The organism is Glycomyces sp. NPDC048151, from assembly GCF_043202775.1.
GTDB lineage: Bacteria > Actinomycetota > Actinomycetes > Mycobacteriales > Micromonosporaceae > Glycomyces.
The window spans coordinates 158,137-182,686 of record NZ_JBIDBB010000006.1 but is presented as its reverse complement, the minus strand read 5'-3'; the positions used below and the strand labels follow the sequence as shown (position 1 = coordinate 182,686).

Annotated in this window: 23 protein-coding genes and 1 pseudogene; 6 read left to right on the top strand and 18 right to left on the bottom strand. The window is 72.5% G+C overall.

Annotated elements, in window-relative coordinates:
* Positions 1–18 precede the first annotated feature (18 nt).
* From ACGGCP_RS15955 to ACGGCP_RS15940, 4 genes are all read right to left on the bottom strand, one after another.
* Positions 19–1,185, bottom strand: coding sequence for a nucleoside 2-deoxyribosyltransferase domain-containing protein (locus ACGGCP_RS15955; RefSeq protein WP_392966707.1), 1,167 nt, complete (start codon positions 1,183–1,185; stop codon positions 19–21).
* Between the two features lie 46 nt (positions 1,186–1,231).
* A complete protein-coding gene (locus ACGGCP_RS15950) occupies positions 1,232–1,918 on the bottom strand; it encodes a hypothetical protein (RefSeq protein ID WP_392966705.1) in 687 nt (228 codons plus the stop codon).
* Positions 1,919–1,953: 35 nt separating this feature from the next.
* Positions 1,954–2,787: a hypothetical protein gene (locus ACGGCP_RS15945; protein ID WP_392966703.1), complete on the bottom strand. Its 834-nt coding sequence runs from the start codon at positions 2,785–2,787 to the stop codon at positions 1,954–1,956.
* Positions 2,788–3,020: 233 nt separating this feature from the next.
* The gene (locus ACGGCP_RS15940) at positions 3,021–6,293 is read right to left on the bottom strand and encodes a DUF4132 domain-containing protein (protein ID WP_392966701.1); all 3,273 of its coding nucleotides are present in this window, start codon (positions 6,291–6,293) and stop codon (positions 3,021–3,023) included.
* Between the two features lie 153 nt (positions 6,294–6,446).
* Between ACGGCP_RS15940 and ACGGCP_RS15935 the strand changes: the two genes are divergently transcribed.
* The gene (locus ACGGCP_RS15935; protein WP_392966699.1) at positions 6,447–6,881 is read left to right on the top strand and encodes a universal stress protein; all 435 of its coding nucleotides are present in this window, start codon (positions 6,447–6,449) and stop codon (positions 6,879–6,881) included.
* 17 nt (positions 6,882–6,898) lie between these two features.
* Positions 6,899–7,336 carry a universal stress protein gene (locus ACGGCP_RS15930; RefSeq protein WP_392966697.1) on the top strand — a complete coding sequence of 146 codons (438 nt, stop codon included), beginning with the start codon at positions 6,899–6,901 and terminating at the stop codon, positions 7,334–7,336.
* A 99-nt stretch (positions 7,337–7,435) separates the two neighbouring features.
* Here ACGGCP_RS15930 and ACGGCP_RS15925 read toward each other — a convergent pair whose 3' ends face one another.
* The 3 genes and pseudogenes from ACGGCP_RS15925 to ACGGCP_RS15915 all read right to left on the bottom strand — a co-directional run.
* Complete coding sequence (locus ACGGCP_RS15925; protein ID WP_392966695.1) at positions 7,436–8,788, bottom strand: rhodanese-like domain-containing protein; 1,353 nt, start codon at positions 8,786–8,788, stop codon at positions 7,436–7,438.
* A gap of 32 nt (positions 8,789–8,820) precedes the next feature.
* A complete protein-coding gene (locus ACGGCP_RS15920; protein ID WP_392967275.1) occupies positions 8,821–9,534 on the bottom strand; it encodes a GTP pyrophosphokinase family protein in 714 nt (237 codons plus the stop codon).
* 492 nt (positions 9,535–10,026) lie between these two features.
* Positions 10,027–10,215: pseudogene (locus tag ACGGCP_RS15915) on the bottom strand (helix-turn-helix domain-containing protein); the annotation flags it as partial.
* A 78-nt stretch (positions 10,216–10,293) separates the two neighbouring features.
* Here ACGGCP_RS15915 and ACGGCP_RS15910 point away from each other — a divergent pair.
* Entirely contained in the window at positions 10,294–10,875 is a 582-nt protein-coding gene (locus ACGGCP_RS15910) for a DinB family protein (RefSeq protein WP_392966693.1), read from the top strand.
* Between the two features lie 14 nt (positions 10,876–10,889).
* On the opposite strand, the gene ACGGCP_RS15905 is transcribed toward ACGGCP_RS15910, so the two are convergent.
* The 3 genes from ACGGCP_RS15905 to ACGGCP_RS15895 all read right to left on the bottom strand — a co-directional run bounded on the left by ACGGCP_RS15905 (position 10,890) and on the right by ACGGCP_RS15895 (position 13,611).
* Complete coding sequence (locus ACGGCP_RS15905; RefSeq protein ID WP_392966691.1) at positions 10,890–11,993, bottom strand: NAD(P)/FAD-dependent oxidoreductase; 1,104 nt, start codon at positions 11,991–11,993, stop codon at positions 10,890–10,892.
* Entirely contained in the window at positions 11,990–12,289 is a 300-nt protein-coding gene (locus ACGGCP_RS15900; RefSeq protein WP_392966689.1) for a hypothetical protein, read from the bottom strand. Before ACGGCP_RS15900 ends, ACGGCP_RS15905 begins: the two co-directional genes overlap by 4 nt.
* Positions 12,290–12,426: 137 nt before the next feature.
* Positions 12,427–13,611, bottom strand: coding sequence for a hypothetical protein (locus ACGGCP_RS15895; protein ID WP_392966687.1), 1,185 nt, complete (start codon positions 13,609–13,611; stop codon positions 12,427–12,429).
* Positions 13,612–13,953: 342 nt separating this feature from the next.
* On the opposite strand from ACGGCP_RS15895, the gene ACGGCP_RS15890 reads away from it, so the two are divergent.
* Complete coding sequence (locus ACGGCP_RS15890; RefSeq protein ID WP_392966685.1) at positions 13,954–15,429, top strand: family 43 glycosylhydrolase; 1,476 nt, start codon at positions 13,954–13,956, stop codon at positions 15,427–15,429.
* A gap of 72 nt (positions 15,430–15,501) precedes the next feature.
* Here the strand turns inward: ACGGCP_RS15890 and ACGGCP_RS15885 are convergent, their stop codons facing one another.
* From ACGGCP_RS15885 to ACGGCP_RS15855, 7 genes are all read right to left on the bottom strand, one after another.
* Entirely contained in the window at positions 15,502–15,870 is a 369-nt protein-coding gene (locus ACGGCP_RS15885; RefSeq protein WP_392966683.1) for a hypothetical protein, read from the bottom strand.
* A 35-nt stretch (positions 15,871–15,905) separates the two neighbouring features.
* Entirely contained in the window at positions 15,906–16,250 is a 345-nt protein-coding gene (locus ACGGCP_RS15880) for a DUF6204 family protein (RefSeq protein ID WP_392966682.1), read from the bottom strand.
* Positions 16,247–16,861, bottom strand: a complete 615-nt coding sequence (locus ACGGCP_RS15875; protein WP_392966680.1) for a TetR/AcrR family transcriptional regulator — start codon at positions 16,859–16,861, stop codon at positions 16,247–16,249. The genes ACGGCP_RS15880 and ACGGCP_RS15875 overlap by 4 nt, the downstream gene beginning before the upstream one ends.
* 56 nt (positions 16,862–16,917) lie before the next feature.
* Positions 16,918–18,051 carry a LacI family DNA-binding transcriptional regulator gene (locus tag ACGGCP_RS15870; protein ID WP_392966678.1) on the bottom strand — a complete coding sequence of 378 codons (1,134 nt, stop codon included), beginning with the start codon at positions 18,049–18,051 and terminating at the stop codon, positions 16,918–16,920.
* A gap of 98 nt (positions 18,052–18,149) precedes the next feature.
* Positions 18,150–18,818 carry a PaaI family thioesterase gene (locus ACGGCP_RS15865; RefSeq protein ID WP_392966676.1) on the bottom strand — a complete coding sequence of 223 codons (669 nt, stop codon included), beginning with the start codon at positions 18,816–18,818 and terminating at the stop codon, positions 18,150–18,152.
* A 115-nt stretch (positions 18,819–18,933) separates the two neighbouring features.
* Complete coding sequence (locus ACGGCP_RS15860; protein WP_392966674.1) at positions 18,934–19,248, bottom strand: DUF6355 family natural product biosynthesis protein; 315 nt, start codon at positions 19,246–19,248, stop codon at positions 18,934–18,936.
* A gap of 88 nt (positions 19,249–19,336) precedes the next feature.
* Positions 19,337–20,248, bottom strand: coding sequence for an EamA family transporter (locus tag ACGGCP_RS15855; protein WP_392966672.1), 912 nt, complete (start codon positions 20,246–20,248; stop codon positions 19,337–19,339).
* 71 nt (positions 20,249–20,319) lie between these two features.
* Between ACGGCP_RS15855 and ACGGCP_RS15850 the strand changes: the two genes are divergently transcribed.
* Positions 20,320–21,243, top strand: coding sequence for a LysR family transcriptional regulator (locus tag ACGGCP_RS15850; RefSeq protein ID WP_392966670.1), 924 nt, complete (start codon positions 20,320–20,322; stop codon positions 21,241–21,243).
* A 118-nt stretch (positions 21,244–21,361) separates the two neighbouring features.
* Positions 21,362–23,347, top strand: a complete 1,986-nt coding sequence (locus tag ACGGCP_RS15845; protein ID WP_392967273.1) for a beta-galactosidase — start codon at positions 21,362–21,364, stop codon at positions 23,345–23,347.
* Between the two features lie 52 nt (positions 23,348–23,399).
* Here ACGGCP_RS15845 and ACGGCP_RS15840 read toward each other — a convergent pair whose 3' ends face one another.
* Positions 23,400–24,521: a M24 family metallopeptidase gene (locus tag ACGGCP_RS15840; protein ID WP_392966668.1), complete on the bottom strand. Its 1,122-nt coding sequence runs from the start codon at positions 24,519–24,521 to the stop codon at positions 23,400–23,402.
* Positions 24,522–24,550 lie beyond the last annotated feature (29 nt).

Sequence of the window (24,550 nt, the reverse complement as noted above, 5' to 3'; positions counted from 1 at the left end):
GCGGCTCGGCGAGCGGGCCTAGCGCGCGGCGGTGAGGGCGCGCGTGATCATGCCGAGCGTGGACCAGTCGACGAGGTCGCTCTCCAGCAGCTCGCGGTAGGTCCGGAGTTCAATCCAGGTGCGTTCCGTGTCGCCGACGCCGTGCGGCGTGCCCTGTCGGGCGCGAAACCATTCGAGTTCGTCGTCGGTGATCGGGGCGGCGAACAGGTGCGCGCGGTGGCCCGTCACGGTCGCGGCGACCTGGCGCGCGCCGAGGTGGCTGAGCCGGTCCGCGCCGATGCGGAACCCGGTCTCCTCCAGGACCTCTTCGACGGCTTGACTTCGCGGATCGCCGCTGGCGCCGCTCCCGCCGGGCAGCTCGTGCACGAAGCCGTCGTCCGTCGCGGCGGGGGAGCGGAACTCGCGCACCAGGACCACGGTGGCGTCCTCGAGGGTCGCCCCGGGCCGGTACAGGGCGACCTGCGCCGTGTCGGGCCGCGATATGACGACCTCGTTCGCCTTCACGCGGTCCTCGGCGGCGATCCACACCTGGACGTGCAGCGCCCAGTACAGGACGAACGCCCTGTCGGGCCCGACGCGGAACGTCCACTCCACGCGCGCGCCCTCGAGCCGGTTGCCCGCGCGGCGCTGCGCCGCGTACCAGGACTGGAACGTGTCGGTCCGCCACACCAGGAGCGGCACCGAGCGCTCTCCGCCGGTCCGGCGCGCGCCCGCTCCGGCCATGGCCAGCGCCGCGTCCACGGCGTCCTCGAGCGTGTCGGCGACCGGTGCGCCGGCGGCCTCGGCGAGGTGGCGCAGGTATTCGTTCTTGGGCGCGGTCGGCGGCGCGCCGAACACGACCTTGCCCGAGTCCGACCACGTGCCCCACTCGATGTTCGTCGTCAGCGCGGGCATCGTCGCCATGTTCCTCGGCACCCAGAACAGGATCACGTCGGCGCAGTGCAGTTGCCGGTGCTCCCAAGCGATCTGGCCCGTGTAGTCGGACAGGACGCCCTCGCGCAGCTCCGGCGTGAAGACGACGAGCCGCCCGTCGTGCGCCCACCGCCGTCCCAGGATCGCCGCGGCGTCGCGGTTCCACGAAGGCACGTCCGCCGACCGCGGCAGCGGCCCGGCGAGGAACACCGCGGCGTCCCACGCGTCCGGCGGGGTCTCGTTGGCGTGGACGACGACGACTTCAGAGGCCATGCCTCCACTGTATGGCAACCGGGTCGGCGGGAGGCGTCCCGCGCGGTCACTGCCGGGCGTCGAGGGGGCTGGCGTCGAAGCCGTGGAAGTCCTTGTAGGAGACGACGTTGCGGGACCGCAGGATCCGGAGGGCCCGGTGGCGGACCGCCAGGAGCACCTCGATCTCTTGCGGCGACAGGGAGGCGAGGTCGACGGGCGGCGGCTTCTCGGCGGTGCTCAGCCGGACGTCCGCGACGAGCGCCCCGGCCGCCACGAGGAGGACGACCAGGCACGGCAGGGCGAGCGCCCAGGCCGGGGCCGCTTCGAAGGTCCGGAAGCAGGCCGCGCCGAGCGCCAGCAGCGCGGCCACGGCCACCATCACCGAGATGCCGCTCAGCGTCCGGTCCCACTGCCGGTACGGCGTCAGCAGCCAGGGCACGAGAAAGGCGAGGACGCCCGCGCAGGACAGCGCGGCGGTGCCGTACACGAGCGGGATCAGCGCTTCGCCGTCGACCCCGGTGAGCAGGAAGAGCGCGAGCGACACCGCCGCCATGAGGCCGAGAACCTTGAGGCAGTACCCCGTCGCGGCGACCGCCCGGCCCAGTGCCGACCGGCGGTGCCAGCGCTTCGCGTTCGCCAGTTCGATGTGCGCGTAGTCGAGCACGACCCGGTTCAGCGCATCCATGTCGAACGGCTCGAAGTTGTCGTGGACGGTCGCCCACTCGTTGGGCTGGATCGCGGCGGCCTTGGGCATCAGGGTTCCTCGGTTTCTGGTCGGTTCAAGCGGATTCAGCCCTTCGCGTCGAAGTCGCGCCAGCCGACGTGGCGCCGCTCCAGCACCCGCTTCCATTCGCGGTCGTCGAGGCCGTCGAGTTCGGACCAGTACCCCAGCGGCATCTCGGCGACCCGGATCCGGTCGGCCTCGTCGAGGTCGACCAGTCCGCGGTGGACGACGACCTCCAGCAGGCGGTTCCTCGCCCGCTGCGCGCGGGCGCGCTTGTCGGCGCCGCGCGGCCCTCTGCGCGGGGGCTTGCGCTTCTTCGGGCGCCCTTCGGGTTTCGAGAGCGAGACCAGGACGAACGCGACCGCCGAGACCAGTGCGGTGGCGATCATCAGCAGCGGCAGCCAGGCGCCGCCGGAGACGTCCGAGACCGCGAGCACGGCGATCGCCGCGCCCGAGGCGAGCGTCGCGGACCCGTTCATGACGAGTTCGAGCGCGCTCCGCCGCCGCGTCTCCCACCACAGGCTCAGGGCCGTGCCCGCCGCTATCACCGCGAGCACGAACATGGTCGTCGCCGCGGAGATCCAGCCGCTCGCGGCCGCCTGGTCTTCCTGGGCGGCCCCGGCCGCGACCAGCGCGGACCCGACGACCGCCGATCCCAGGGTCGGCACGGCGAGGACGACGAGGAAGACCCAGCCGACGACGCCGATGACGCGCACGGCCAGCGAACCCGGAAGCGGCGCGTAGTTGCGGGAGAGCGCCATCGCTTCGGCCTCGCCCCAGCTGAAGGGCTGCGGGAACGCCGCGGCGCGGGCCCACGAGTCGACCTCGTTGCGCGCCCATTCGCGTTCCGCCGCATCGGTTTTGCGCGCCCATGCCTTCATCCGCCCCGGCGCTCCCATCGCTGCTCCTACCCGCCCGCCGTTGCCGCAGGCCGGTCCGCCGAGGAGTCTACGAGGACCGCGCTAGGGCCGGCCCGCCGACGGGGCGCGAGGCTCACGGTGGACCGGTGTCCTACTGGTCGTGGTTCATGTACCGGATCCGGCCGTGGCGCAGCTGCGAGGAGACCAGCGACCGGTCGGTCCACTCGGCGGGGATCGCGAACCGGTCTTCGCCTGCGGCGTCGTGCATGCGCTCAGCTCCCGTTCACGCGGCCGCCGGTGAGGCGGTCGAGGGTCACCAGGATCTCCGAAACCGTCACCGGATCCAGTCCGTCCATGATGGACTTCGCCTTCTCGCCCGAGACCGTGTCGTAGAACCCGCCCGCCGACCAGCGCAGGTCGAAGGTCTGCGCCGGCACGTGCTCCATCGCCCCGATCCAGAGCCCGTCGGCGAGGTCCATGACCAGCGAGCCGCCCCCGGGCAGCGGGAAGTACATCCCGGGTTCGATCCCGGCGTCCTCGGGGCGGCAGCGGAGCCAGCCCCGGCTGGTGAGCCCGAGCAGCGGCCCGGGCTCGACCCGGATCTTCTCGAAGCGGGTCAGCTCGCCGCTCGCGCGCTCCTCCTCGGTGAACCGCATGACCGGGCGGTCGAGCTGCGGGAACGGCTGCAGGATCTCGTAGTCCGCGAACAGCCCCGACCAGGCGGCGATCGCCGCCTCGTCGAAGTGCAGCGGGTGCGCGAGGCGCACCGACGCGTCCGCCGGAAGCTCCACAGTGTCGTCCTCGACGTCGCTGTACGTGCGGTCCTCGGCGACGCGGAACGCGACCGGCTCGCCGTCCGCGCTTGCCAGCCACACCATGCGGCGCGCGAGGTGGCCCATGAAGGCGTGCTCGGCGAAGCACTGCCGGAACTCGGCCGTCGTCCAGGTGCGGGCCGCGACCATGGCCGCCTCGAGCCTGCGGACCTGGTCGGCCGCTACCGTGCGGAGGTCCTTGCGCAGCTGGGCGAACCGGCGGTACGCCGCCTCAGCGACCGCCGCGTCGTCCTTCGCTCCGGGCTTCGGGAGGCTCTTGCGGGGCTTCCCGGCGTCGTCGACGACGAACGGCTTCAACTGCTCGTCGAAGCGGACGGTGAACGCCCGGGGACCGTAGTCGAGCACGAGCGCGCCCGCCTCGCCGAGCCCGAAGTCGGGCACGAGCCGGTCCGCCAGCTGGTCCCGGGTCAGCCCCAGGTTCGCGGCGATCGCATCGATCTGGCGGCGCGCCTCCTCCTTGAGGCCCTTGAACTTCACGCGGTCGGCGATGCCCTGGATCGCCCGCAGTGCCGCCTCGGTGCCGATCGCCCCGAGCACCCCGAGCCCGGCGACCGCCCGCTTGTGCTGGCCGTCGCCGGGCCACTCGCGGATCATCGGGGCCAGGCGGCGCACAGCGTCGTCGTCGCCGAACCGGGCCAGCTGCGTCAGCGTCCAGTTCCCCTTCGCGTCCGAGCCGTTCGCGATCCACAGCTCGAACAGCGCCCACGAGAAGCGCGCCAGCGACGCCGCGTCGCAGGCCTCGGCGACCACTTCCGTTCCCGCGTAGGGAAACTCGTGGTTCGTCAGCGACAGCACGGTCACCAGGTGCGGCACCGAGGCGGCCGGAAGCGCCCGCTCCCCGCCGCGCAGCAGGACCTGCGGCAGCAGCTCCGGATCGTCCAGACCTGCGGTGCTCGGCAGCTTGCCCTGCGGCTCGAGCGGATCCCGGTCGGCCGCTTCGCGGACCGCGGCCGCCGCCTCCGTGCCGAACGCCTCGGCGGCCGCGGCGACGGCGTCGGCACCGTGCTGCGCGGCGAGGTGCGCCAGCGCGGCCTCGGCCGCCATGCGCGCCCTCTTGTCGGTGCCGAGCGCATCGGGGACGAGCATCGGCACGGCGTCGAGCCCGTGGCGGTCGAACCACCGGAGCGCGCTGGCGCGGGCGGTCTTCAGGCGCAGCAGCCAGTCGGCGGCGAGCCGCGCGGCCCCGGCGCTGAACACCGGCAGGAGCACGGCGTGCCGCTCGGTGCGGGTCCTGAGGGCGGCCACGACCTTGTCGATCGCCTCGTCGCCGAACCGCCACAGGATCTGCTGGAGCTCGTCGCGGAACATGTAGCCGCGTTCGCCGTTCCACTGCTCGAAGTAGGGGCGCGCGAGGTCCATCGGCGCTTCGGCGTAGAAGATCGGGAGGGTGCGGTGGTGCTCGAGCTGCAGGTGCCAGGCGCCCGCGTCGTAGGACTCCTGGTACGACTCCCGCTCCGCGCGTTCGGCGTCGGTCCACTCCAGACGCCGGGTGTCGGGGGCGGCGAGGCCGTCGATCACTGTCGGCTTCCGCTTGGGCCGCTTCAGCGTCCACGGGGGAGCGGTGAGCAGCGCGGGCAGCTCCGAAGGGTCCGCTTCGGGAACGGCGGCGACGGTGCCGATGAAGCGGTTCGCCGCTGCCCGTTCGGTTTCGGAGAGCGTTTCGGGGTCGATCCGCCGGACGATCGCGGCGAGCCGCGGTGAGACGGCCGTGCGCGTCGCCCTGCCGAGGAATGCGGCGGGGAAGCGCTCGGCCGACGCCGCGGCGGCCGCCGCGACGAACGGCTCGTTGAGGCGGTTGACCAGGTAGTCGACGGCCGCGTCGGTCGGCAGGGACGCGACGGCGCGCAGCAGGACCCGGCGTTCGTCGCCTTTCGGCTTGCGGCGCAGCGTCTCGGTGAGGACCGGCAGGCTCGCCGGTCCGAGGTTGTCCAGGATCGCGGCGACCACCGCGGGCGGGCAGTCGTCGGCGGGGAGCGCGGTCAGGCCGGCCCGGTCCAGCAGTGCAGGGTCGTCGACCGAGTACCACAGCATCGGGTCGGGGCGCCGCTGCCCGCCGGTCTGGATCTGCGGGTACTCCTCGCAGGACTCGGCGACCCAGGCGCGTTCGCCGGGCATGAGGAACGCGGCGGCGAGTCGCGTGGCGGGCGTGCCCCGGTGCGCGGCGACGGCGGCGGCCACCGCCGCGTACTCCGCTTCAGTGGCGGCGGCGAGCAGGCCGCGGATCGCGGCGACGCCGACGGAGGCCTCCTGCCCGATCCCCCAGTGCCAGCGCATCTGGTCGACCAGCCTGGTCGTCGCCATGTCGTCGTCGCGGTAGCCCCAGTAACTGCGGGCGTTCCAGATCGTCAGCCGGTGGACGGCGGCGCTGACGGCGAACGGCAGGCCGTGTTCGAGTACCCAGGCGTCGAGTTCGGGCCGCAGCAGCGAGGGGGACTTGCGCTTCGCGCCGCCCGCCAGCATCGCCGCCGCGGTGGCGGCGCCCTGGGGATCGGCCTCGCCGTCGAGATAGGCGTTCCCGGCCGCGGTGTGCGCCTGGTTGTGCGGATTCGCCAGGATCTCCCGGAGCTGCGGCTCGTACCGGTTCAGCAGGCCCTGGACCCGCTTGGGGGCCTCGGGGTCGAGTTCCACCGGGTCGCCCGGGCGGCGTCCGCGCAGCGGCAGGAGGAGCGGCTTCCAGTCGTCGGGGAGCGCGGGGTGAAGGGGGTTCGCCATGCCGGACACCGTACAGAGGAGGTGCGACACCGCTTGCGGCCGAAGCGGAACCCGCGGCTCCAGGACCGGTACGGGCACGCGGCCGGCCGCCCCTTCGCGGCTTCGCGCCCCTGCGGCGCGGGTCCGGGCTAGAGTCGGGTCGGGGGAGGCATCATGGCTGATCAGCACGGCCGCGTCGTGGTGGGCGTCGACGGTTCGCCGTCGTCCCGCAAGGCGCTGCGGTGGGCGCTCGGACAGGCGGAGGCCACGGGCGCGAAGGTCGTGGCGGTGCACGCCTGGCAGGTGCCCCGGAACTTCGGGACCGGCGCCATGGTCATGCCCGGGGCGCAATGGGACGCCGAGGCCCGCAGCACGTTGCGGTCGGCCGTCGAGCCCGCCGCCGCCGAGCGGCCGCAGGTCGCGGTCGAACAGCATGTCGCCGAGGGGCACCCGGTCGAGGTCCTGCTGGAGCAGTCCGAGGACGCGGACCTGCTCGTGGTGGGCAACCGGGGGCTCGGCGGCTTCGCCGGGGCGCTGCTCGGCTCGGTCAGCCAGCACTGCGTCCGCCACGCGACTTGCCCGGTAGTGGTCATCCACGACCGGGCGTGAACAGGCAAGGAGCACAGATGGCCGCGGAAGAGCGCGAACGGGTCCTGGTCGGCGTCGACGGGTCGCCTGCGTCGACGAAGGCGCTGCGATGGGCGATGCGGTACGCCGAACGCACCGGCGCGTCGATCGACGCCGTCCACGTGTGGCAGGTGCCGACCGTCTACGGCAGTCCGATCGAGATCGTGCCGGGCGAGAGCTTCGCCGAATCCGGCCAGCGCGCCCTGGAAGGCACCGTGGACCGCGAACTCGGCGGCCGCACCGACCTGGAGGTGCGCCGGATCTCCCAGGGCGGCTACCCGCCGAAGGTCCTGGTGGAGCTCTCGAAGGACTACGACCTGATGGCGGTCGGCTCACGCGGCCAGGGCGGCCTCAAAGGGGCCCTGGTCGGCTCGGTGAGCCTGCGCTGCGTCACGCACGCCGCCTGCCCGGTCGTCGTCGTCCGCGCGGACGACTGACGGGCCGGTCGGAGTGGTCGGCGGCGACGCCCGGAGCTGCTGCTGTTGCACCGCAGCGGATCCCGACTCGTCGGCCGCTGGACCCGACCGGGCACCGGATCACGGGCCGGTCTTCAGGACCGTGCCCGCCGCTTGCGCCAGGTCGTCGCTGTCGCCGGACAGGACGGCGACGTCGGCGCCGCGCCGGGCGGCCAGGCTCGCGCCGGTCATGGCGCGCACGCCCCGGCTGCAGACCGTGAGGAGCGGCCCGTCCGGCAGCTGCGCGTCCGCCATGCGCCCCAAGGCGATGCCGACCGCGGAAGGAAGATGCCCGCCGCGGAACTCGCCCGCTTCGCGGACGTCGACGACCGCGGCCTCCCCGAGTCGCGCGGCGGCGTCGGCGGGCTCGAGGAACGGGATGGCGCTGACGTCCCCGTCCCACGCGTCCATGCCGCCGCCGAGCTCACCGGCCAGGTCGTAGCCGATCTTCGCTGCCTGCCAGGCGATCTCGTCAGCGTCCTGATCCGGGTCGCGCACGACGACCACGCGGGCGCCCTCGGGGACGATCCAGCCGAGCCAGGTCGCGAAGGCCGACCTGAGCGGGATCGCGACCGCCCCGGGGACGTGCGCTTCGGCGAAGACGGCGGCGGGCCGCGCGTCCACCACCGTCGCGCCCGCGTCCACCGCGGCCCGGAAATCGCCGACCGCCAAGGGCACGAGCGGGGGCGGTTCGGCGATGACGCCGGGGCCGCGCCGGTTGACCTCGCTGAGGCGGTCGAAGTACGACGGGTACTCGCCGAGCCCGGCGAGCAGCCGCCGCACGAAGTCGTCCTCGTCCTCGGCCGCGAGGAGCGCGTTGCCCGCCTTCTCAGCACCGATGGTGGAGGTGCGGTCGGCTCCGGCCGGGGCCGAGCAGAACGAGCCCGCCCCGTGCGTGGGCCAGACCGCGACGTCGTCGGGCAGCTCGATGAGCCGCCGGACCGACCGGTACTGCGCGCGGGCCAGTTCCTCGGTGCGCTCGGGGTCGACCAGGTCGGTGCGCGCGGCGGTCCCGACGATGAGCGACCCGCCGGTGAAGACGCCCAGCGGTCTCGCGCCGTCGAGCAGCAGGTAGGACAGGTGCTCATCGGTGTGGCCGGGGGTGCCCAGCGCCCGCAGCGTCAGCCCGCCGAGGTCCACTTCGTCACCGTCGGCCAGACCCCGGTGGTCGAAAGCGCGCCCCCCGGCGGCAGAGGCGACGATCTCGGCGCCGTCACTCGAGCGGAGCTGCCGCGCGCCGGAGACGAAGTCGGCGTGCAGATGCGTCTCGGCGGTGAGGCGCGGCCGCAGACCATGCAGTGCGATCGCCTCACGCACCTTCCGCAGGTCTCTCGACGGGTCCACCACCAGCGCGCCGCCGTCGCCGAGGTCGAGCACGTAGGCGCTGTTGCCCAGCCCGGTGTCGACGAGCGTCGTCAACCCGTTCACGGTCATCGCGGTCTCCTCTCGACGGCCGGTCCGAACCCCTAAGGACCGGACGGCTCTTCAGGTCGGCTGAGGTCCCAGAGCCGTTGCAGCAGTTCGTCGTCCAGCCTCGGGACGGGTTCGGCGCGCGGGCCCGCCGGTCCGTGGACCTCCGCGTGCAGCTGCTCCATGCGCGCGTCGAGGTGCGCGGCGGCGTCCGCAGCGGCGGTCAGCTCCGACGCGAGGTGGTCGGGGACCTCGCCGTCGTACTTGTAGAAGATCTTGTGCTCCAGGCTCGCCCAGAAGTCCATCGCGATGGTCCGGATCTGCACCTCCACGATCACCGGCACGGCTCCCGTCGAGAGGAACACGGGGACCTCGACGATCGCGTGGAGGCTCTTGTAGCCGTTGGGCTTCGGTTCGGCGATGTAGTCCTTGACCACGACCACGCGCACGTCCTGCTGCGTGGTGAGCGCGTCCAGGATCCGGTAGGTGTCGGCCTTGAACGCGCAGGTGATGCGGATGCCCGCGATGTCGGTGATGTTGGCCCGGATCGACGGCAGCGTGGGGGCGATCTTGCGGCGCGCGACCTTCTCCAGGATGCTCTCGGGGGTCTTGACCCGGGACGAGACGTGCTCGATCGGGTTGTAGCGGTGCAGGTGCCGGAACTCCTCCTGGAGGATGGTGACCTTGGTGAGCACCTCGTTGACCGCGAATTGGTACTCCATCATGAACCGCCCGAAGTCCTCGCGGATCTGGCGGGCGAAGTCCACCATCTCCCGCTCGGGGAGGGCGACGGCCGCGCTCGGCGCGTTCGGCCCGCCGACCGGCCCGCGCCAGATCGCCACGATCGAGTCGACGAGGTCCTCCAGGCCCGCGCCGACCTCAGCCCCCTCCGGGTCCTCGGCGAGCCGCCGCTCCCGCTCGACCATGGCCTGGTCGACGAGGTGGCGCGCCATGGCGGCGCGCGCGTCCGCGACCGCCTCGGGCAGGCCCGGCAGGCACCGGCCCACGCCCTTGCGCACCGACTCCAGCGACGGCGACGCCGCGCCCTCCGCGTCGAGCCGGTGCAGCGCGGGGTCGGCGGCGACCTGCGCTGTGAAGCGGGCGTACCAGGACGGCTGGGGCAGGCTCTCGAGGTGCTCGGCGACCGACATGACCGACACGGCGACCCACTCGCGCAGGTCGTCCTCGTCGCGCATCTCCGCGATCCGGCGGGCGCGGACGCGCTCGATCGCGGCCGCGTGCTTCGCGCTGATCGCCTGGACGAGCGCCTCCCTCGTCCCGAAGTGGCGGCCGACCGCCTCGGCGTCCCCGTGCCCGGTGGCCTCGGCGATCTGCGGGTCCGACACGGCGTGCACGCCGCGCTCGGCGAACAGGCGCTCGGCGGCTCCCAGAAGCGCCTCCCGCGCGTCGCCGCCGTGCTCGTCCCGCCGTCTGCCGGTGCTGTCTTCCACTGCCGCGTTCCCCCTCGGTCGAGCCCTCGCCACGACCGTATCTCGAACCGGCTGCGGCCCATGGCAGACTCGTCCCGCATGATCGACGAGTTCGCGAAAGACCTCCTGCACGGGCGTCTGCGGCGGGACCGCGAGGCGCTGCTCTGGAAGCTCGACGGCTTGTCCGAGTACGACGCCCGCCGACCCCTGACGGCGACCGGGACCAGCCTCCTCGGCCTGGTCAAACACGTCGCCACCGTCGAGGCCCGCTACTTCGGCGAGGTCTTCGGCCGGCCCTCACCGGAACCGCTGCCCCGGTGGCAGGACGCCGACGGCGGGGTCCACTGGGCTGACGAGGACGAGACCCGCGACGACATCGCCCGGTTCTACCGGCGCACGTGGGAGCACTCGGACGCGACCATCGGCGCCCTCCCCCTCGACGCCCCCGGCCGCGTGCCGTGGTGGCCCGACCCCCACGCCGACACGACCCTGCTCGCCGTCGTGGTCCACGTCCTCGGCGAGACCCTCCGGCACGCCGGGCACGCCGACATCCTGCGCGAAGGCATCGACGGCCGCACCGGGATGCGGCCGGAGTACGAGGAGCCGATCGACGAAGCGGCCCGCGCGGCCCACTTCGCGGCCCTGGAGCGGGCCGCCCGGACCGCCGCGGCGATCGAGTAGGCGGCCGGCCCGGTTCAGAGGCCGCCGATGCCCGTCTGGGACGGCCGCCCCGCGGCGAACAGTCGCGGCATGTAGACCCGGACGGACATGCGCCCGGGGTTCCACAGCGGCGAGGCGCCGACCTCGAAGTCCAGGCGTCGCCGGTCGCCTTTGGCGGTGGGGTCGATGCGCCAGGCGATCTCGTCGGCGGCCGCGTCGGCCTGCCGCAGGGCGAGATAGGCGAGCTTGACGGGGAAGTCGCCCGCGTCGCCGGGCGCGAACACGTTCTCGGTGCCCATGACGCGGCTCGTGGCCGGGTCGGTCTTGAGGAAGCCGCGGTCGGAGGCGGACAGGCCCGGGTACGCGACTGCCGCGACGTGCGGCGGGAAGGTCACCAGGAGGTCGAACGGGCGCGTCGAGCCGTCGGCGTAGACCACGTGGTCCGGGTGGACCGCGTTGACCGCGGTCCCTGTGGCGGCGGTGATGCCGCGGGCGGCGAACTCGGCGCGGGCGGCGCCGTGGAGGTCGGGCCCGAACGACTCGAGGTACCGGTCCTCGAACGTGGTTAGCTCGATCTGGACCTGGTCGCGGACGAGTTCGGACCGCAGCCATTCCTCGAGCAGGAGCGCGAAGTCGTAGAGCGGGGCCGAGCACAGGTTGCCGGGCGGGACGAGCAGCAGCACGCGCTGCTCCATCCCGGCGTGGGCGTACTCGGCGACCCGCTGCAGGGCCGTGCCGAGGGCCTTGGCCTTGTCGGGCGTCCAGATCGTGTGGGGGTGCTCGGCGAGCCCGGGGACCTCGTCGGGCCGCATGGCCGCCCCTGTCGCGAGGACCGCGTAGTCGTAGCGGACGGACTCTCGGTCGGCGAGGTCGATCCGGTTCGCGTCCGTGTCCAGCGCGGCGAGCGGGGAGCGGCGCAGGTCGATGCCGCGGCGCGTGGCCGGGCTCGCCAGCCCGACGTACAGCCGCGGGTCGCGGCCGAACGGCACGTAGATGTTGTTCGGCCGGGTCAGGAAGTACGGGCTGTCGGTGATCAGCGTCAGCCGCAACTGCTCGCCGAGGATCTCGCGGAGCGTGAACGCGGCCTCGAGGCCGGCGAAGCCGCCGCCGACGACGGCGACCGACGGGGAGGCGTTCACGGATCCTCCTTCGGCCCGGTGTCGCGGTGGACGCCTTCGATCCGGGCGCGCATCTCCGCGTAGGTGACGGCGTCGATCTGGCCTTCGACGTAGCGCCGGTCGAGCGTCTCGCGCGCGCTCTCGCGCTGCGGGGCGGCGGGCCCGTGGTGCGCTTCGAGGGCCCGGCTGACCCTGGTGACCGCCCAGACCGCCAGCACCAGGACCGCGATCCAGAACAGCGTCATGAAGCCCATCCACCACCAGTCGCCGCCTGACATGTGATCGGACCACGCGTCCTGCCAGGGTCGGTTGTACATCGGTATCACCTCGTGAACGGCAGTTCGCTCTCCTTCCATGATCCACCGGGGGCACGCCCGTGTCAGGAGGACGAAGGTCCCCGCGCGGCCCGTCAGAACGTCCTCGGCGCCCGGTCCGCCGGGCCTGCGGTCACGGGCTAGAAGACCTTCATCAGGGTCGCGATCGAGGTCACCGCCGCGACCGCGCCGCCGACGGCGGCCAGGACGCGGCCGCTGAGGTCGGTCATGTCCCGCAGGCGGCGCTGAAGGCGGTACTCGGTGGCCTCGACCAGCTCGGACCGGACCTCGCCGTGCTCGTCGAGCACTTCGACGGTGCGCGCCAGGGCCGTGATCGCGGCGCGGTCCCAGGGGGAGACGAGCACGGCGGCGGCGCGCTGGCCCGCCTCCCTGACCTTGGCCGGGGGAGCGGCTGCGAAGGCACTGCCGTTGAAGTCGGCGCGCTCGACGACGTCGGCGGCGGCGATGAGCGCCATGGACGCCATGCGCGGGCCTTTCGTGTCGACGTCGGTGAACCAGTCCTTGCGGAGGTACCGGACGGCAGCCGCGCGCAGGTAGCGCGGCAGCGAGGCCCGGTAGGCGGTGACGAGCCGGAAGTCCCGCTCCTCTTCGGACAGCCTTGAGCCGTAGAGGTACTCGATGCGGCGCAGCGCCTCCCCGGCCGGGGTCTGCAGGCGCCCGAAGACGTACGAGGCGACGCCGACGACGACGGCTCCGCCCATGAGCATCGCGTAGCGGTACCCGTCAGGTTCGGCCCCGGTCACCTCGGCGAGCACCGGCCCGGTGGCGTAGACCAGGCACGAGGCGATGGTCGCGGTGAATCCGACGGTGCGCGTGAAGAACCCGCGCCGGCTGATGAGCCCGGCCGCGCGGACCTGATCGGCCACGTCGGCGGTCGCGGCGTGCCCGCCGATGGACGCCAGCGTGGGCAGGATGAGGACGCCGTGCCGGATCTTCGCCTCGGACCGCTTGCCGCGCAGCATCATCAGCCAGGTCAGCATCCCGGAGGCGACCGCGATCGCCGAGGTCGCGTAGAACCACTTCCACGACGGCCCCACGAGTGCGAACTCGACGGTGACCGCCTCGACGAGCGCGAAGGGCAGCACCGCGATGAGCAGTGTCGCCACTGCGACCACGACCCGCAGCGCCCATACCGCGAGCAGCCGCCCGGCGGACGGGCGCTGCGGCTCTGCCGTGCCGGAGGGGAACATCGCCGACGTCAGGTGCAGGATGCCGATCTCCGCGACGCGGTCGGCGTAGGCCAGGATCACGACGACGTACAGCTGGATGAGCACGCCAAGCCCGAGGAGGGGCACTTCGGCCACAGCGGGGGTCCTTTCACGAGCATCGGCGGGGCGACGGGCGGCCCGGGCGCCGAACAGGGGGGAGGGTCCCCGAATCCTAAAGGTTCCGACCTGCGGACGGGGTCCGGATCTCCCCGGCGGGGCGCGCGGCTCCCGTCACGGTTTCGAAAAAATTTCCTGCAACGTTGTAGGAACCATTGTGTTAGCGGTAAAACTCAGCTACGCTTCGATTCCCAACCCATTGACAGACGCAAATATCCCGATTTCACACTCCTTGTGACCGGGCGGCCGCCCAGGGCCGCCGGCCGGGGCGCGAACGCTCGCGCGCCCTCCCTCACCACCGCCACTCCGATTGGAGCGCCAATGTCCACCTCCCTCAACCGGGGGCGCGCACTCGTCGCGTTCGTCCTCATAGCCGCCCTCGCGGTCTTCGGGCTCTCGGTCGCGACCGCGAAGCCCGCCAAGGCCGCGATCACCACAGGCACCTGGTTCACCATCACCAGCGCCCACTCGGGCAAGGCGCTCGACATCCTGAACGCCTCGACCTCGACCGGCGCGATCCTCAACCAGTACACGCCGAACCAGTGCACCTGCCAGCAGTTCCAGTTCGTCTCCGTCGGCAGCGGCTACTACAAGATCCAGGCCCGCCACTCCGGCCAGGTCCTCGAGGTCTACGAGTGGAACGCCGCCGACGGCGCCACCATCGCGCAGTGGACCGACCTCGGCGGCACCAACCAGCAGTGGTCGGTGACCGAGCACGCCGACGGCACCTTCAGCTTCGTCAACCGCTTCTCCGGCAAGGCCCTCGACCTGTGGGAGTGGTCCACGAGCAACGGCTCCCGCATCTCCCAGTACACCTACAACGGCCTGAACGCGCAGAAGTGGCGCCTCGACGCCGTCCCCGCCTCCGGCGAGCCGACCGTCTCGAACCCGTTGCGCACCAACGGCGCCGACCCGTGGATCGAGTACTGGGACGGCTACTACTACATGGCGACCACGACCTGGGACTCCACGGTCACGATGCGCCGCGCCACGACCCTGAACGGCCTCAAGACCGCCACCGACCAGGTCGTGTGGAACGACTCGGGCACCGCGAGCCGCTGCTGCTCCCACTGGGCTCCGGAGTTCCACCGCATCGGCGGCGTCTGGTACCTCATGTACACCTCCGGGAACTCGCAGACGAACTTCGACGGGCAGAAGCTCCACGTCCTCCGCTCGACCGGCTCGACCCCGATGGGCCCGTACGAGTTCATGGCCACGCCACTGCCGAACCAGTGGAACATCGACGGCTCCTACCTCGAGGTCAACGGCAGCCTGTACCTGATGTGGTCCGAGTGGGTCGGCGCCGACCAGTCGATCCGGATCGCGCTCATGTCGAACCCGTGGACCGTGACCGGCTCGCACGTCACCATCTCGCAGCCGACCCACAGCTGGGAGATCCAGGGCGGCAGGACGAACGAGGCCCCGGCGGTGCTCCAGCACGGCGGCCGCACGTTCGTGACGTTCTCGGCCTCCTCGTGCAACACGCCGGACTACAAGCTCGGCCTGCTCGAGCTGACCGGCTCCAACCCGCTGTCGGCCTCGTCCTGGACGAAGACCTCCACGCCGGTCCTCCAGCAGGGCGGCGGCGCGTTCGGCCCGGGCCACAACGGGTTCTTCACCTCGCCCGACGGCACCGAGGAGTGGCTGGTCTACCACGCCAACACCACGTCCGCCCAGGGCTGCGGCTCGACCCGCGAGACCCGCGTCCAGCCGATCACCTGGAACGCCAACGGCACCCCGAACTTCGGCACGCCGCTCCCGAGCGGCGTCGTGATCACCGCGCCTTCGGGCGAGTGACCGGCCGCCGAACCTGACCGGCGCCCCGCCTTCGGCCCTCACACGGCAGGCGGGGCGCCTTCGCGTCGGCCGCTAGGGAAGTTCGCCGCGCACCGCGATGCGCAGCATCCAGTCCTCCAATGTGGATATCAGTGCTTCGAGGTCGACCGTGGTGAACGAGGCCCGCACGCTCTCCCAGCCGGGGTCGAGCAGGACGACGCGGAAGCCCTGGCCGCCGTACCAGCCGACGTCGACGCCGATGTCCCGAGGCGTCGCCGTGCGCGCCCAGTACAAATCCTCGGAGTCGTTCGCCTCCACGCTCCCGTCCGGCAGCCGCCGCGCCGAGAGCTCGTTGTAGACGACGCTCCATCCGGCCGGGACGCGCAGCGGCAGCAGACCCCAGTCCTCCGCGACGGCCGCGGCCAGAGGGGACCCGGGGGAGAGCCGGAAGATCGGTGCCATGCGCCGCAGCGTATCCCGGTGCCGCGGTGACGGCTTCAGGTGCGGGACTTACCTTTACGGATCTTCACGTCCTCCACGCACACGAGGCTCACGTCGGTGATCCGGCCCTGGTAGCCGCGCTCGCCGATGTGCGCCTCGGCCAGCTCCTCCGCCTCCATGCGCGCGGCGAGGTCGGCCTCCTCGGGGCTCGCCTCGTCGACGTCCAGCAGGTACCTGAACTGGTATCCGACGAGTTCCGGCGCGTACAGGAACGTGCCCTCGGGAGAGAACCGCGCGGCGAACATGTCATGCGCGCCCTGCTCCTCGCGGAGCCGTTCCCGTTGTGCCGCAGTGAGATCCGCGAACCTGCCGCGGACGGTGGCGCGGTAGGTGCGGCTCACGGCGCTCCTGCTTCCTTGCGGGTGGCGGCCGCGAACAGCGCCACGATCTCCTCGGTCGGCACCCCGGCGCCGTCGCGCATCCGCGCGGCCGCACTGTCGAGGACGGTACGCAGCGCGAACGCCATGGTGTGCGCGTCGAATGCGCGCATCTCGCCGCGCCGCTGGCCGTCCTCGAACAGGTCGACCAGGTCGGCCAGCGAGTCCTCCGCGCGGTCGCCGTAATGCCTGTGGTCCGCCCTGGCGTAGTACGCGACCACCGCGATGAGCGCGCCGGCGTGGTCGGGATGCCGCGAGCAGAACTCCAGGAAGGCGCGGATGTACGCGGCGAGCCGCTCGCCTGCGGGGACGGGGGCCGCGAGCGTCCGCTGGAGCTCCGGTCCGAGCGCTCCGACGACCGCGGCGGCGACGGCCGCCGCGAGCTCGTCCTTGCCCGAGTAGTTGCCGTGGACGGCGCCCCGGCTGAATCCCGCGTGTTCGGCGACGGCGTTCAGCGAGGTCGCGGCCACCCCCGACCGCGCGAAGAGCTCGATCGCGGAGGCGACCAGCCGTTCGCGGGTCGCCTCCTGGCTCTCCTTGCGCGTCATCCTGGGCGGGTGCTGGGTTTCCTTCACGGCATCCAAGATACATGACGGTATCTGAATGACAAACGGTATTTCGACGCCGCGGGTCAGGTCTCGGGGCAGCCGCAGCTGGCGCGCGGGTAGAGGCGGGTGCCGAGCCGGAACGTGCGCGGGGCCGGCGAGGGGGCGAGGGTCTCCTCGTAGAGCAGGCGGGCGGCGAGGCGGCCCATGGCCTCCATCGGCTGGCGCACGGTCGTCAGGGTGGGGCGGGAGAGGCGTCCGGCGAGGACGCCGTCGAAGCCGGTGACGATGACGTCTTCGGGGACGCGGAGCCCGGCGGCCTGCAGGAGGTCCATGACGGCCAGCGCGAGCTGGTCGCTCGCGCACACCAGCGCCCGGGGCAGGCGGCGCTCGCCGATCCGCTCCCGCAGGGCCTCGAGCGCGCGGCCCCGGCCGAGCGGGGACTGGTCGAGGGGCGCGTCGGGGGCCGGAAGGCCTTGTGCGAGCAGGGCTTCGCGCATCGCAGCGAAGCGCTCGCCGTAGTCGGCGGCGGTGAGTCCGCCGATGAACTCGAGGCCGGTCGCGCCGTGGACGGCGACGAGGTGGTCGACGAGCGCGGCCATGCCGCCCCGGTTGTCGACGAGGATGCGGTGGTGGGTGTCGTCGGCGTCGGGCGGCAGGCTGAACAGCACCACCGGGAGCGCCTTGGACACCTGGGTGAGCGCGGCGACGGCCGCCGCGGAGGGGTCGGAGGTGAACACCGCGAGACCGTCGACGCGTCCGGCGGTCTCGGTGACGTCGGCGACCGCGTCCGAGCTGCGGGACAGGAGCACCGGTCTGCCGAGGCGGCGGCATTCGAGTTCGAAGCCGCGCTGGATCTCGTCGACGTACAGCGGGAACGCGCGGGGGTCGGCCACGGCCTCCTCGTCGAGCCGTTCCCAGGGGATCGCGGATTCGGTGAGGTCCAGGGTCGAGGCGGGGGACGCGGCGGGGGCGTCGGCCTCCAGGGCGCGGTCGATGAGCAGGTCGAAGGCGTGCAGGCCGAGCGTGCCGGTCTGGCCTGCCGCGAGGCCGCGGGCCGAGCCGCTGGGGACGTAGCCGAGTTCGCGGGCGGCGGCGTACACGGCTTCGCGGGTGCGTTCGCGGACCTCGGAGGGGCGCCGGAACGCGAACGACACGGTCGCGATGGACACGCCCGCCCGTTCCGCGACGTCGTACACGGTGACCCGCCGTGATGCCACTCGTCCCACCTCCGCAGTGCCCGTTCGCATCGCCTGCCGCGCAGGCGATGGCACGAGCCCCGCGGCTGGTCGATCCTACGTCCGGCCCGGACCGGGCGTCATGCGGCGGTGGGCGGCCGGTTCCCGGCGGCGAAGCCCTTCGCGCCGGGGAACAGCGCCCGCGCCTGGTCGAGGTCGGGTGCGACGAACACGCCGGTGCCCGAGACGAGGACGGCCTCCGGGTCGGCCTCGGCGCTGATCCGCGCCTCGACCGAGAGCTTCCGGTCGGCGGTGGCGGTGATGCGCGAGCGCAGCTCCAGCGGCGTCTCGATCGGCACGGGCCCCCGGTATCGCACGTCGAGGGAGATCGTCATGGCGGGCATGCCCGCGGCGTAGCAGGCCCAGCCCATCATCTCGTCGAGGAGCATCGCGCTGACGCCGCCGTGCGCGAACCCGGGCGGGCCCTCGTGGACCACGCCGAGCGTGCACCGCCCGCTCACGCCCTCGGCGTCCGGCTCGATCCGCAGCGGCGGCGCGAAGGGGTTGCCGGGCCCGGAGGCGGGGGAGTACACGCGCAGGCCGCCGGGGAACACGTCCACGTCGGGGATGTGGGACCGCTTGCGGCGCATGCCGGTGAACCGGTCTTCGAGCCGCTTGACCTCGCCTACGAGTTCCTGCAGGGTCTCGGCCGACATGTCGGTGCGGACCGCGGTCTCGATGAGGGCGCGCAGTTCGCCGCCGAGGTCGTCGATGAGGTCCCGCCGCCGCTGGAGGTCGTCGTCAGCCACTGGTCGTGCCGCCTTTCGCTCGGGCCGGGGCGGCGGATGGTCGATCCGCCCGCGCCCGGGTCGGCACCCAGCCTAGGCGAGCGGCCGCCCGGCGGTCGCCGGGCGGCGTCTCCGTCTAGCGGTACCAGCCCGGGAAGCAGCCGGTGGCCCCGCCCGCGTAGTAGGCGTAGGTCGTGCGCCAGGTGTTGTACGGCGAATCGCCCGCGTTGATGTTGTTCATGCCGGGGCTCGCGCAGTAGTGGTCGTCGTCGCCGAAGACGTGCTCGACCGTGAGCATCACCGTGGTGTCGCCGCAGTGGTTGTAGTCCTGCGTGCCGTCGCCCTGCCAGCCGCACGGGGCGGCGGACGCGGGGGAGGCCAGGGCCAGGCTCCCGGCGACCGCCAGTGCGGAGGCGGCGAGGAGTGTGGCCGTGGTTCGGTTCGTGCGCATGGCGATGGGTCCGTTCGTCTCTAGTGTGGACTGTCGCCGAGCAAGCTAGCATACGGACTTTCCGGACATAACACTGGAAATGCCCGGCTCATGCCCGCACTGGCTCCGGCACCGGCTCCGGCGTGCGCGCCGCCCGGCCGAACGCCGCGCTCCCCAGCAGCACCCCGCCCACGACCAGGACGCCGCCGACCGCCGCCGCGGCCGTGACCTCCTCGCCCAGCAGCAGCCACGCCGACGTCATCCCCACGACCGGCACCAGCATCGAGAACGGCGCGACGATCCCGGCGCGGTGGCGCGCCATGAGCCACGTCCACAGCCCCGAGCCCAGGATCGTGCCGACCACGACCGTGTACAGCAGCCCCAGCACGGCCCCGAGTGCGCCCGGCTCGCCCCAGCTCGTCAGCGACTCGCCGATCCGCGCCGGGCCCTCCACCGCGAGCGCCAGCGCCAGCATCGGCACCGGCGGCACCACCGTCATCCACAGTGTCAGGTGGAACGGGTTGGCGGCCTTGGCCTGCCGGTTGCAGACGTTGCCGATCGCCCAGCCGAACGCGCCCGCCAGCGTCAGGAGGAACGGGATCGCGCTGGCCTGCTCGGCGCGCTGCCAGCCGACGAGCGCGAAGCCGCCGACCGCGATGAGGATCCCGACGACCTGGCGGCCGGTCACGCGCTCGCGCAGGAACGTCGCCCCCAGGAGCATCGTGAACGGCCCGGAGGCCTGGAGGACGAGCGAGGCGAGCCCGGCGGGCATCCCGGTCGCCATGCCCCAGTACAGGAACGCGAACTGGATCGTCCCGAATCCGAGGCCGTAGCCGACGAGCCAGCGCAGCGGCACGTCCGGGCGCGGCACCAGCAGCACCGTGGGGACGGCGATGAGCGCGAAGCGCAAGGCCACCAGGAACATCGGCGGGAAGTGCGCGAGGGACGCGTCGATGGCGATGAAGTTCAGGCCCCAGACGAGGGCGACGGCGAGGGCGAGGAGGATGTGACGCAGCGGCATGGCCTCATCATGCGCGACCTGACTGTAAAGCACAATTGAAAAGTGCTACAGGCACCTTGTAGCATTGCTTCATGGACGTGCGCCACCTGGAACTCCTCCGAGAACTGGCCCTGCGCGGCAGCGTCACCGCTGTGGCCAAGGCCGCACACCGCACCCCCTCCGCGGTCTCGCAGCAGCTGAAGGCCGCGGGCCGCGAGTTCGGCATGGCGCTCGTCGAACCCTCCGGCCGCGGCCTGCGCCTCACCGAGGCCGGCCGCCTCCTCGCCGAAGGCGGGGCCGACATCGCCGCCGTCGTCGAGCAGGTCCAGGCCCGCTGGGACCGGTTCCGCGGCGAACCGAGCGGCGTCGTCAGCGTCGCGGCCCTCCCCAGCGCCGCCGCGTTCCTCTTCGCCGACGTCATGCGCCGCCTCGAACCGACCGCGATCTCCCTGCGCTGCAGCGACTTCGACATCGCCGAGGTCGAGTTCGCCGACCTCGCCGTCGACAGCGACATCGTCATCGCCCACAGCTTCACCACCGCCCGCCCCACCGGCGCGGGCGCGCTCACCGTCGTGCCCCTCGCGCTCGAACCCCTCGACATCGCCATGGCCGCCGACCACCCCCTCGCCGCCCAGGACTCCGTGGTGCCCGAGGACCTCCACGGCTGGGAGTGGATCGGCGTGCCCAAGGGCTACCCCTTCGACTCCGTCGTCGAGTCCGTCGAGCGGTTCACCGGCACGCCCCTCCGCGTCGTCCAGCGCCTGCGCGACAACCGCCTCGTCGAGTCCCTCGTCGCCGGGAGCCGCAGGCTCGCCGTCCTGCCCCGGTTCACCACCCCCACCGGCGGCGGACTCGTCCTGCGCGAGCTCACCGGCATCCCCTCCCGCCGCCACCTCTCCGCGATGTGCCGCCCCGACAAGGCCGAACGCCTCGCCGTCCGCCATGTGCTGCAGCAGTTCCGCGAGGTCGCTCAGGCCGTCGAGGAGCGCCACCGCGCCAGGCCCGAAGCGGATTGACATCCCGTCACCGGCACCGTACGTTGTACCGGTAAATCTGACCGTTGGATGAAGGAGCACCCCAGTCGTGACCCGGAAGATCGTTCGCCATGCCCCGATCGTCAAGGGCGTGCCCCACATGCTGCACGGCGGCGACTACAACCCCGACCAGTGGCTCAGCACCAAGGACACGACCTGGAAAGAGGACATGCGCCTCGCCCGGCTCGCCGGGGTGAACACCCTCTCCGTCGGCATCTTCGCCTGGGCCGCCCTCGAGCCCGAAGAGGGCCGCTACGAGTTCGGCTGGCTCGACGAGATCATGGACCTCATGGGGGAGAACGGGATCACCGCCGTCCTCGCCACCCCTTCCGGCGCCCGCCCCGGCTGGATGAGCCACCGCTACCCCGAGGTCCTGCGCGTCAACGCCGACCGCACGAAGAACCGCCACGGCGGCCGCCACAACCACTGCCTCACCTCGCCCGTGTACCGCGAGAAGACCCTCGCGATCAACACCGCGCTGGCCGAGCGCTACGGCGCGCACCCCGCGCTCGGGGTCTGGCACATCTCCAACGAGTACGGCGGCGAGTGCCACTGCGACCTGTGCCAGGACCGCTTCCGCGCGTTCCTCCAGGACAAGTACGGCGACCTCGCGACGCTCAACGAGGAGTGGTGGACCGCGTTCTGGTCCAAGACCTACACCGACTGGTCCCACATCGAGTCCCCGAGCACGCACTGGCGCGGCGAGCAGGACATCCACGGCCTGCACCTGGACTGGATGCGGTTCACCACCGAGCAGTTCGTCGACTTCTACCTCCACGAGACCGCGCCGCTCAAGGCCGCGACGCCCGACGTGCCGTGCACGACGAACCTCATGGGCACCTACCCGGGCATCGACTACTTCCGCCTCGCCCAGGTCCTCGACGTCGTCTCGTGGGACTCCTACCCGCAGTGGTCGGGCACCGAGCGCGACATCCGGACGGGAGCCGAGGCCGCCTTCCACCACGACCTGACCCGCAGCCTCAAGGGCAAGCCGTTCATGCTCATGGAGTCCTCGCCGTCGGCCACGAACTGGCGGCCGGTCGCCAAGCTCCACCGGCCCGGCGTGCACCTCCTGCAGTCGCTCCAGGCCGTCGCGCACGGCGCGGACACCGTGCAGTACTTCCAGTTCCGCAAGGGACGCGGCGGCTCCGAGAAGTTCCACGGCGCGATCGTCGACCACGAGGGCACCGAGCGCACCCGCGTCTTCCGCGACGTCGCCGAGGTCGGCGCGCGCCTCAAGGAGCTCGACGCGGTCGTCGGCACCGACACCCCGGCCGAAGTCGCCGTCGTCTTCGACTGGCACAACCGCTGGGCCCTGGACGACATGAAGGGCCTGCTCCAGGACAAGACCGCCTACCACCGCACCGTGGTCGACCACTACCGGGCGTTCTGGGAGCAGGGAGTCCCGGCCGACGTGGTCGACTCCTCGCTCATCGCCGAGCCCGGCTTCCTCGACCGCTACAAGGTCCTGGTCGCGCCGATGCTCTACATGCTGCGCCCCGGCGTCGCCGCGGCAGTGGACGCGTTCGTGCAGCGCGGCGGCACGTTCGTCGCCAGCTACGCGACTGGCTATGTGGACGAGAACGACAAGGCCTTCACCGGCGGATTCCCCGGCCCGCTGCGCGACACGCTCGGCGTGTGGTGCGAGGAGATCGACGCGCTCTACGAGGACGACCGCAACTCGGTCGAGTGGGACGGCGCGAGCTACCCGGCGTTCGACCTGTGCGAGCTCGTGCACGCCGAGACCGCCGAAGTGCTCGGCGTCTACGGCGCGGACTTCTACCAGGGCCGCCCGGCGCTCACGGTGAACGCGCGCGGCGAGGGCCAGGCGTACTTCATCGCCGCGCGCACGGGCGACGACTTCCTCGGCGACTTCTACCGCGGACTCGTCGCGTCCACAGGGGTCGAACGCGCACTGGACGCGGACCTCCCCGACGGCGTGACCGCGCAGGTCCGCACCGACGGCACCCGCGACCACGTGTTCGTCCAGAACTACGGCCCGGCCCCGGCCACCGTCGCGCTCGCGGACGGCCCGCTCGAACTCGCGCCGTACGGCACCGCGATCGTCGAACGCGCCCGATCCTGACGCCGGACCCTCTGCGAAGCGCCGCAACGCGCTCCGCAGAGGGACCGCGGGATCAGGCGACGAAGGCCAGCTCGTGCGGGGTGTCGTTGTACCGGTGCCCGCCGTCCTCGGTCACCGTGACGATGTCCTCGATGCGCACCCCGAACCGGCCGGGCAGGTAGACGCCGGGCTCGATCGAGAAGCACATGCCGGGCACGAGTGCGTTCCGCTCGCCCTCGACCATGTACGGCGGCTCGTGCGTGGTCAGGCCGATGCCGTGCCCGGTGCGGTGGATGAACCACTCGCCGTAGCCGCCGTCCGCGATGACTTTTCTCGCGGCCCTGTCGATGTCCTGGCACGCGACGCCGGGGCGCACCGCCTCGAACGCGGTCTGCTGCGCCTCCCGCACCAGGTCGTGGACGCGCTGGACCTCCTCGGCCACCTCGCCGCCGACGTGCACGGTGCGGGTGGTGTCGGAGCCGTACCCGTCTTTGAGGCCGCCGAAGTCGAGCACGACCGCGTCGCCCTCGGCGATGACGCGGTCCCCGGCCTCGTGGTGCGGGTTCGCGCCGTTGGGGCCGGACGCGACGATCGTGAAGTCGACCTGCTCGTGCCCGTGCGCGCGCAGCAGGTCGGCCAGGTCGGCGGCCACGTCCCGTTCCTTCCGGCCCGCGAAGGGCGCCTTGAGGATCTTCCGGTAGGTCGCGTCGGCGGCGGCCCCGGCGGCCGCGATCCGCTCGAGTTCGTCGGCGTCCTTGACCGCGCGCAGCATCGGCATCGCTCGCGACAGCGCCGCGTAGGACGTCTGGGGCGCGGCGTCCATGAGGCCGAGCAGGTGCATCGCCCAGGCGTTGTCGGCCACGCCGAACCTGCCCCGGGTTCCCATGAGCCGCACAGCGAGCGAGTACGGGTCCTCGTTGTCGGTCCAGTCCGCGAACCCGATCGCCGACGCGCCCTCGGCGTGCTCGGCGTCCGGGCGCTCCAGGCGCGGCACGACGAGCACCGGGTCGCGGTCCTGCGCGATCACGAGCATCGTCAGCCGCTCGGTGTCGGCGGGCGGCCGGTACCCCGTGAAGTACGCCAGGTCCGGGCCGGGCGTGATGAGCAGTCCGGCGAGGCCGGATGCGGCGGCGGCCTCGGCGGCGCGGCGCATGCGGGCGGCGTAGTCCTCGGCGGTGAACGTCCGGGCGGTCATCGGTCCTCCATTGGCGTGCGGGAACGGGT

Bases quoted from the DNA above. Each gene is read 5' to 3' on its own strand.
- ACGGCP_RS15955 (WP_392966707.1), bottom strand. From the start codon at position 1,185: ATGGCCTCTGAAGTCGTCGTCGTCCACGCCAACGAGACCCCGCCGGAC.
- ACGGCP_RS15950 (WP_392966705.1), bottom strand. From the start codon at position 1,918: ATGCCCAAGGCCGCCGCGATCCAGCCCAACGAGTGGGCGACCGTCCAC.
- ACGGCP_RS15945 (WP_392966703.1), bottom strand. From the start codon at position 2,787: ATGGGAGCGCCGGGGCGGATGAAGGCATGGGCGCGCAAAACCGATGCG.
- ACGGCP_RS15940 (WP_392966701.1), bottom strand. From the start codon at position 6,293: ATGGCGAACCCCCTTCACCCCGCGCTCCCCGACGACTGGAAGCCGCTC.
- ACGGCP_RS15935 (WP_392966699.1), top strand. From the start codon at position 6,447: ATGGCTGATCAGCACGGCCGCGTCGTGGTGGGCGTCGACGGTTCGCCG.
- ACGGCP_RS15930 (WP_392966697.1), top strand. From the start codon at position 6,899: ATGGCCGCGGAAGAGCGCGAACGGGTCCTGGTCGGCGTCGACGGGTCG.
- ACGGCP_RS15925 (WP_392966695.1), bottom strand. From the start codon at position 8,788: ATGACCGTGAACGGGTTGACGACGCTCGTCGACACCGGGCTGGGCAAC.
- ACGGCP_RS15920 (WP_392967275.1), bottom strand. From the start codon at position 9,534: ATGGTGGACTTCGCCCGCCAGATCCGCGAGGACTTCGGGCGGTTCATG.
- ACGGCP_RS15910 (WP_392966693.1), top strand. From the start codon at position 10,294: ATGATCGACGAGTTCGCGAAAGACCTCCTGCACGGGCGTCTGCGGCGG.
- ACGGCP_RS15900 (WP_392966689.1), bottom strand. From the start codon at position 12,289: ATGTACAACCGACCCTGGCAGGACGCGTGGTCCGATCACATGTCAGGC.
- ACGGCP_RS15890 (WP_392966685.1), top strand. From the start codon at position 13,954: ATGTCCACCTCCCTCAACCGGGGGCGCGCACTCGTCGCGTTCGTCCTC.
- ACGGCP_RS15885 (WP_392966683.1), bottom strand. From the start codon at position 15,870: ATGGCACCGATCTTCCGGCTCTCCCCCGGGTCCCCTCTGGCCGCGGCC.
- ACGGCP_RS15860 (WP_392966674.1), bottom strand. From the start codon at position 19,248: ATGCGCACGAACCGAACCACGGCCACACTCCTCGCCGCCTCCGCACTG.
- ACGGCP_RS15855 (WP_392966672.1), bottom strand. From the start codon at position 20,248: ATGCCGCTGCGTCACATCCTCCTCGCCCTCGCCGTCGCCCTCGTCTGG.
- ACGGCP_RS15850 (WP_392966670.1), top strand. From the start codon at position 20,320: ATGGACGTGCGCCACCTGGAACTCCTCCGAGAACTGGCCCTGCGCGGC.
- ACGGCP_RS15845 (WP_392967273.1), top strand. From the start codon at position 21,362: ATGCTGCACGGCGGCGACTACAACCCCGACCAGTGGCTCAGCACCAAG.
- ACGGCP_RS15840 (WP_392966668.1), bottom strand. From the start codon at position 24,521: ATGACCGCCCGGACGTTCACCGCCGAGGACTACGCCGCCCGCATGCGC.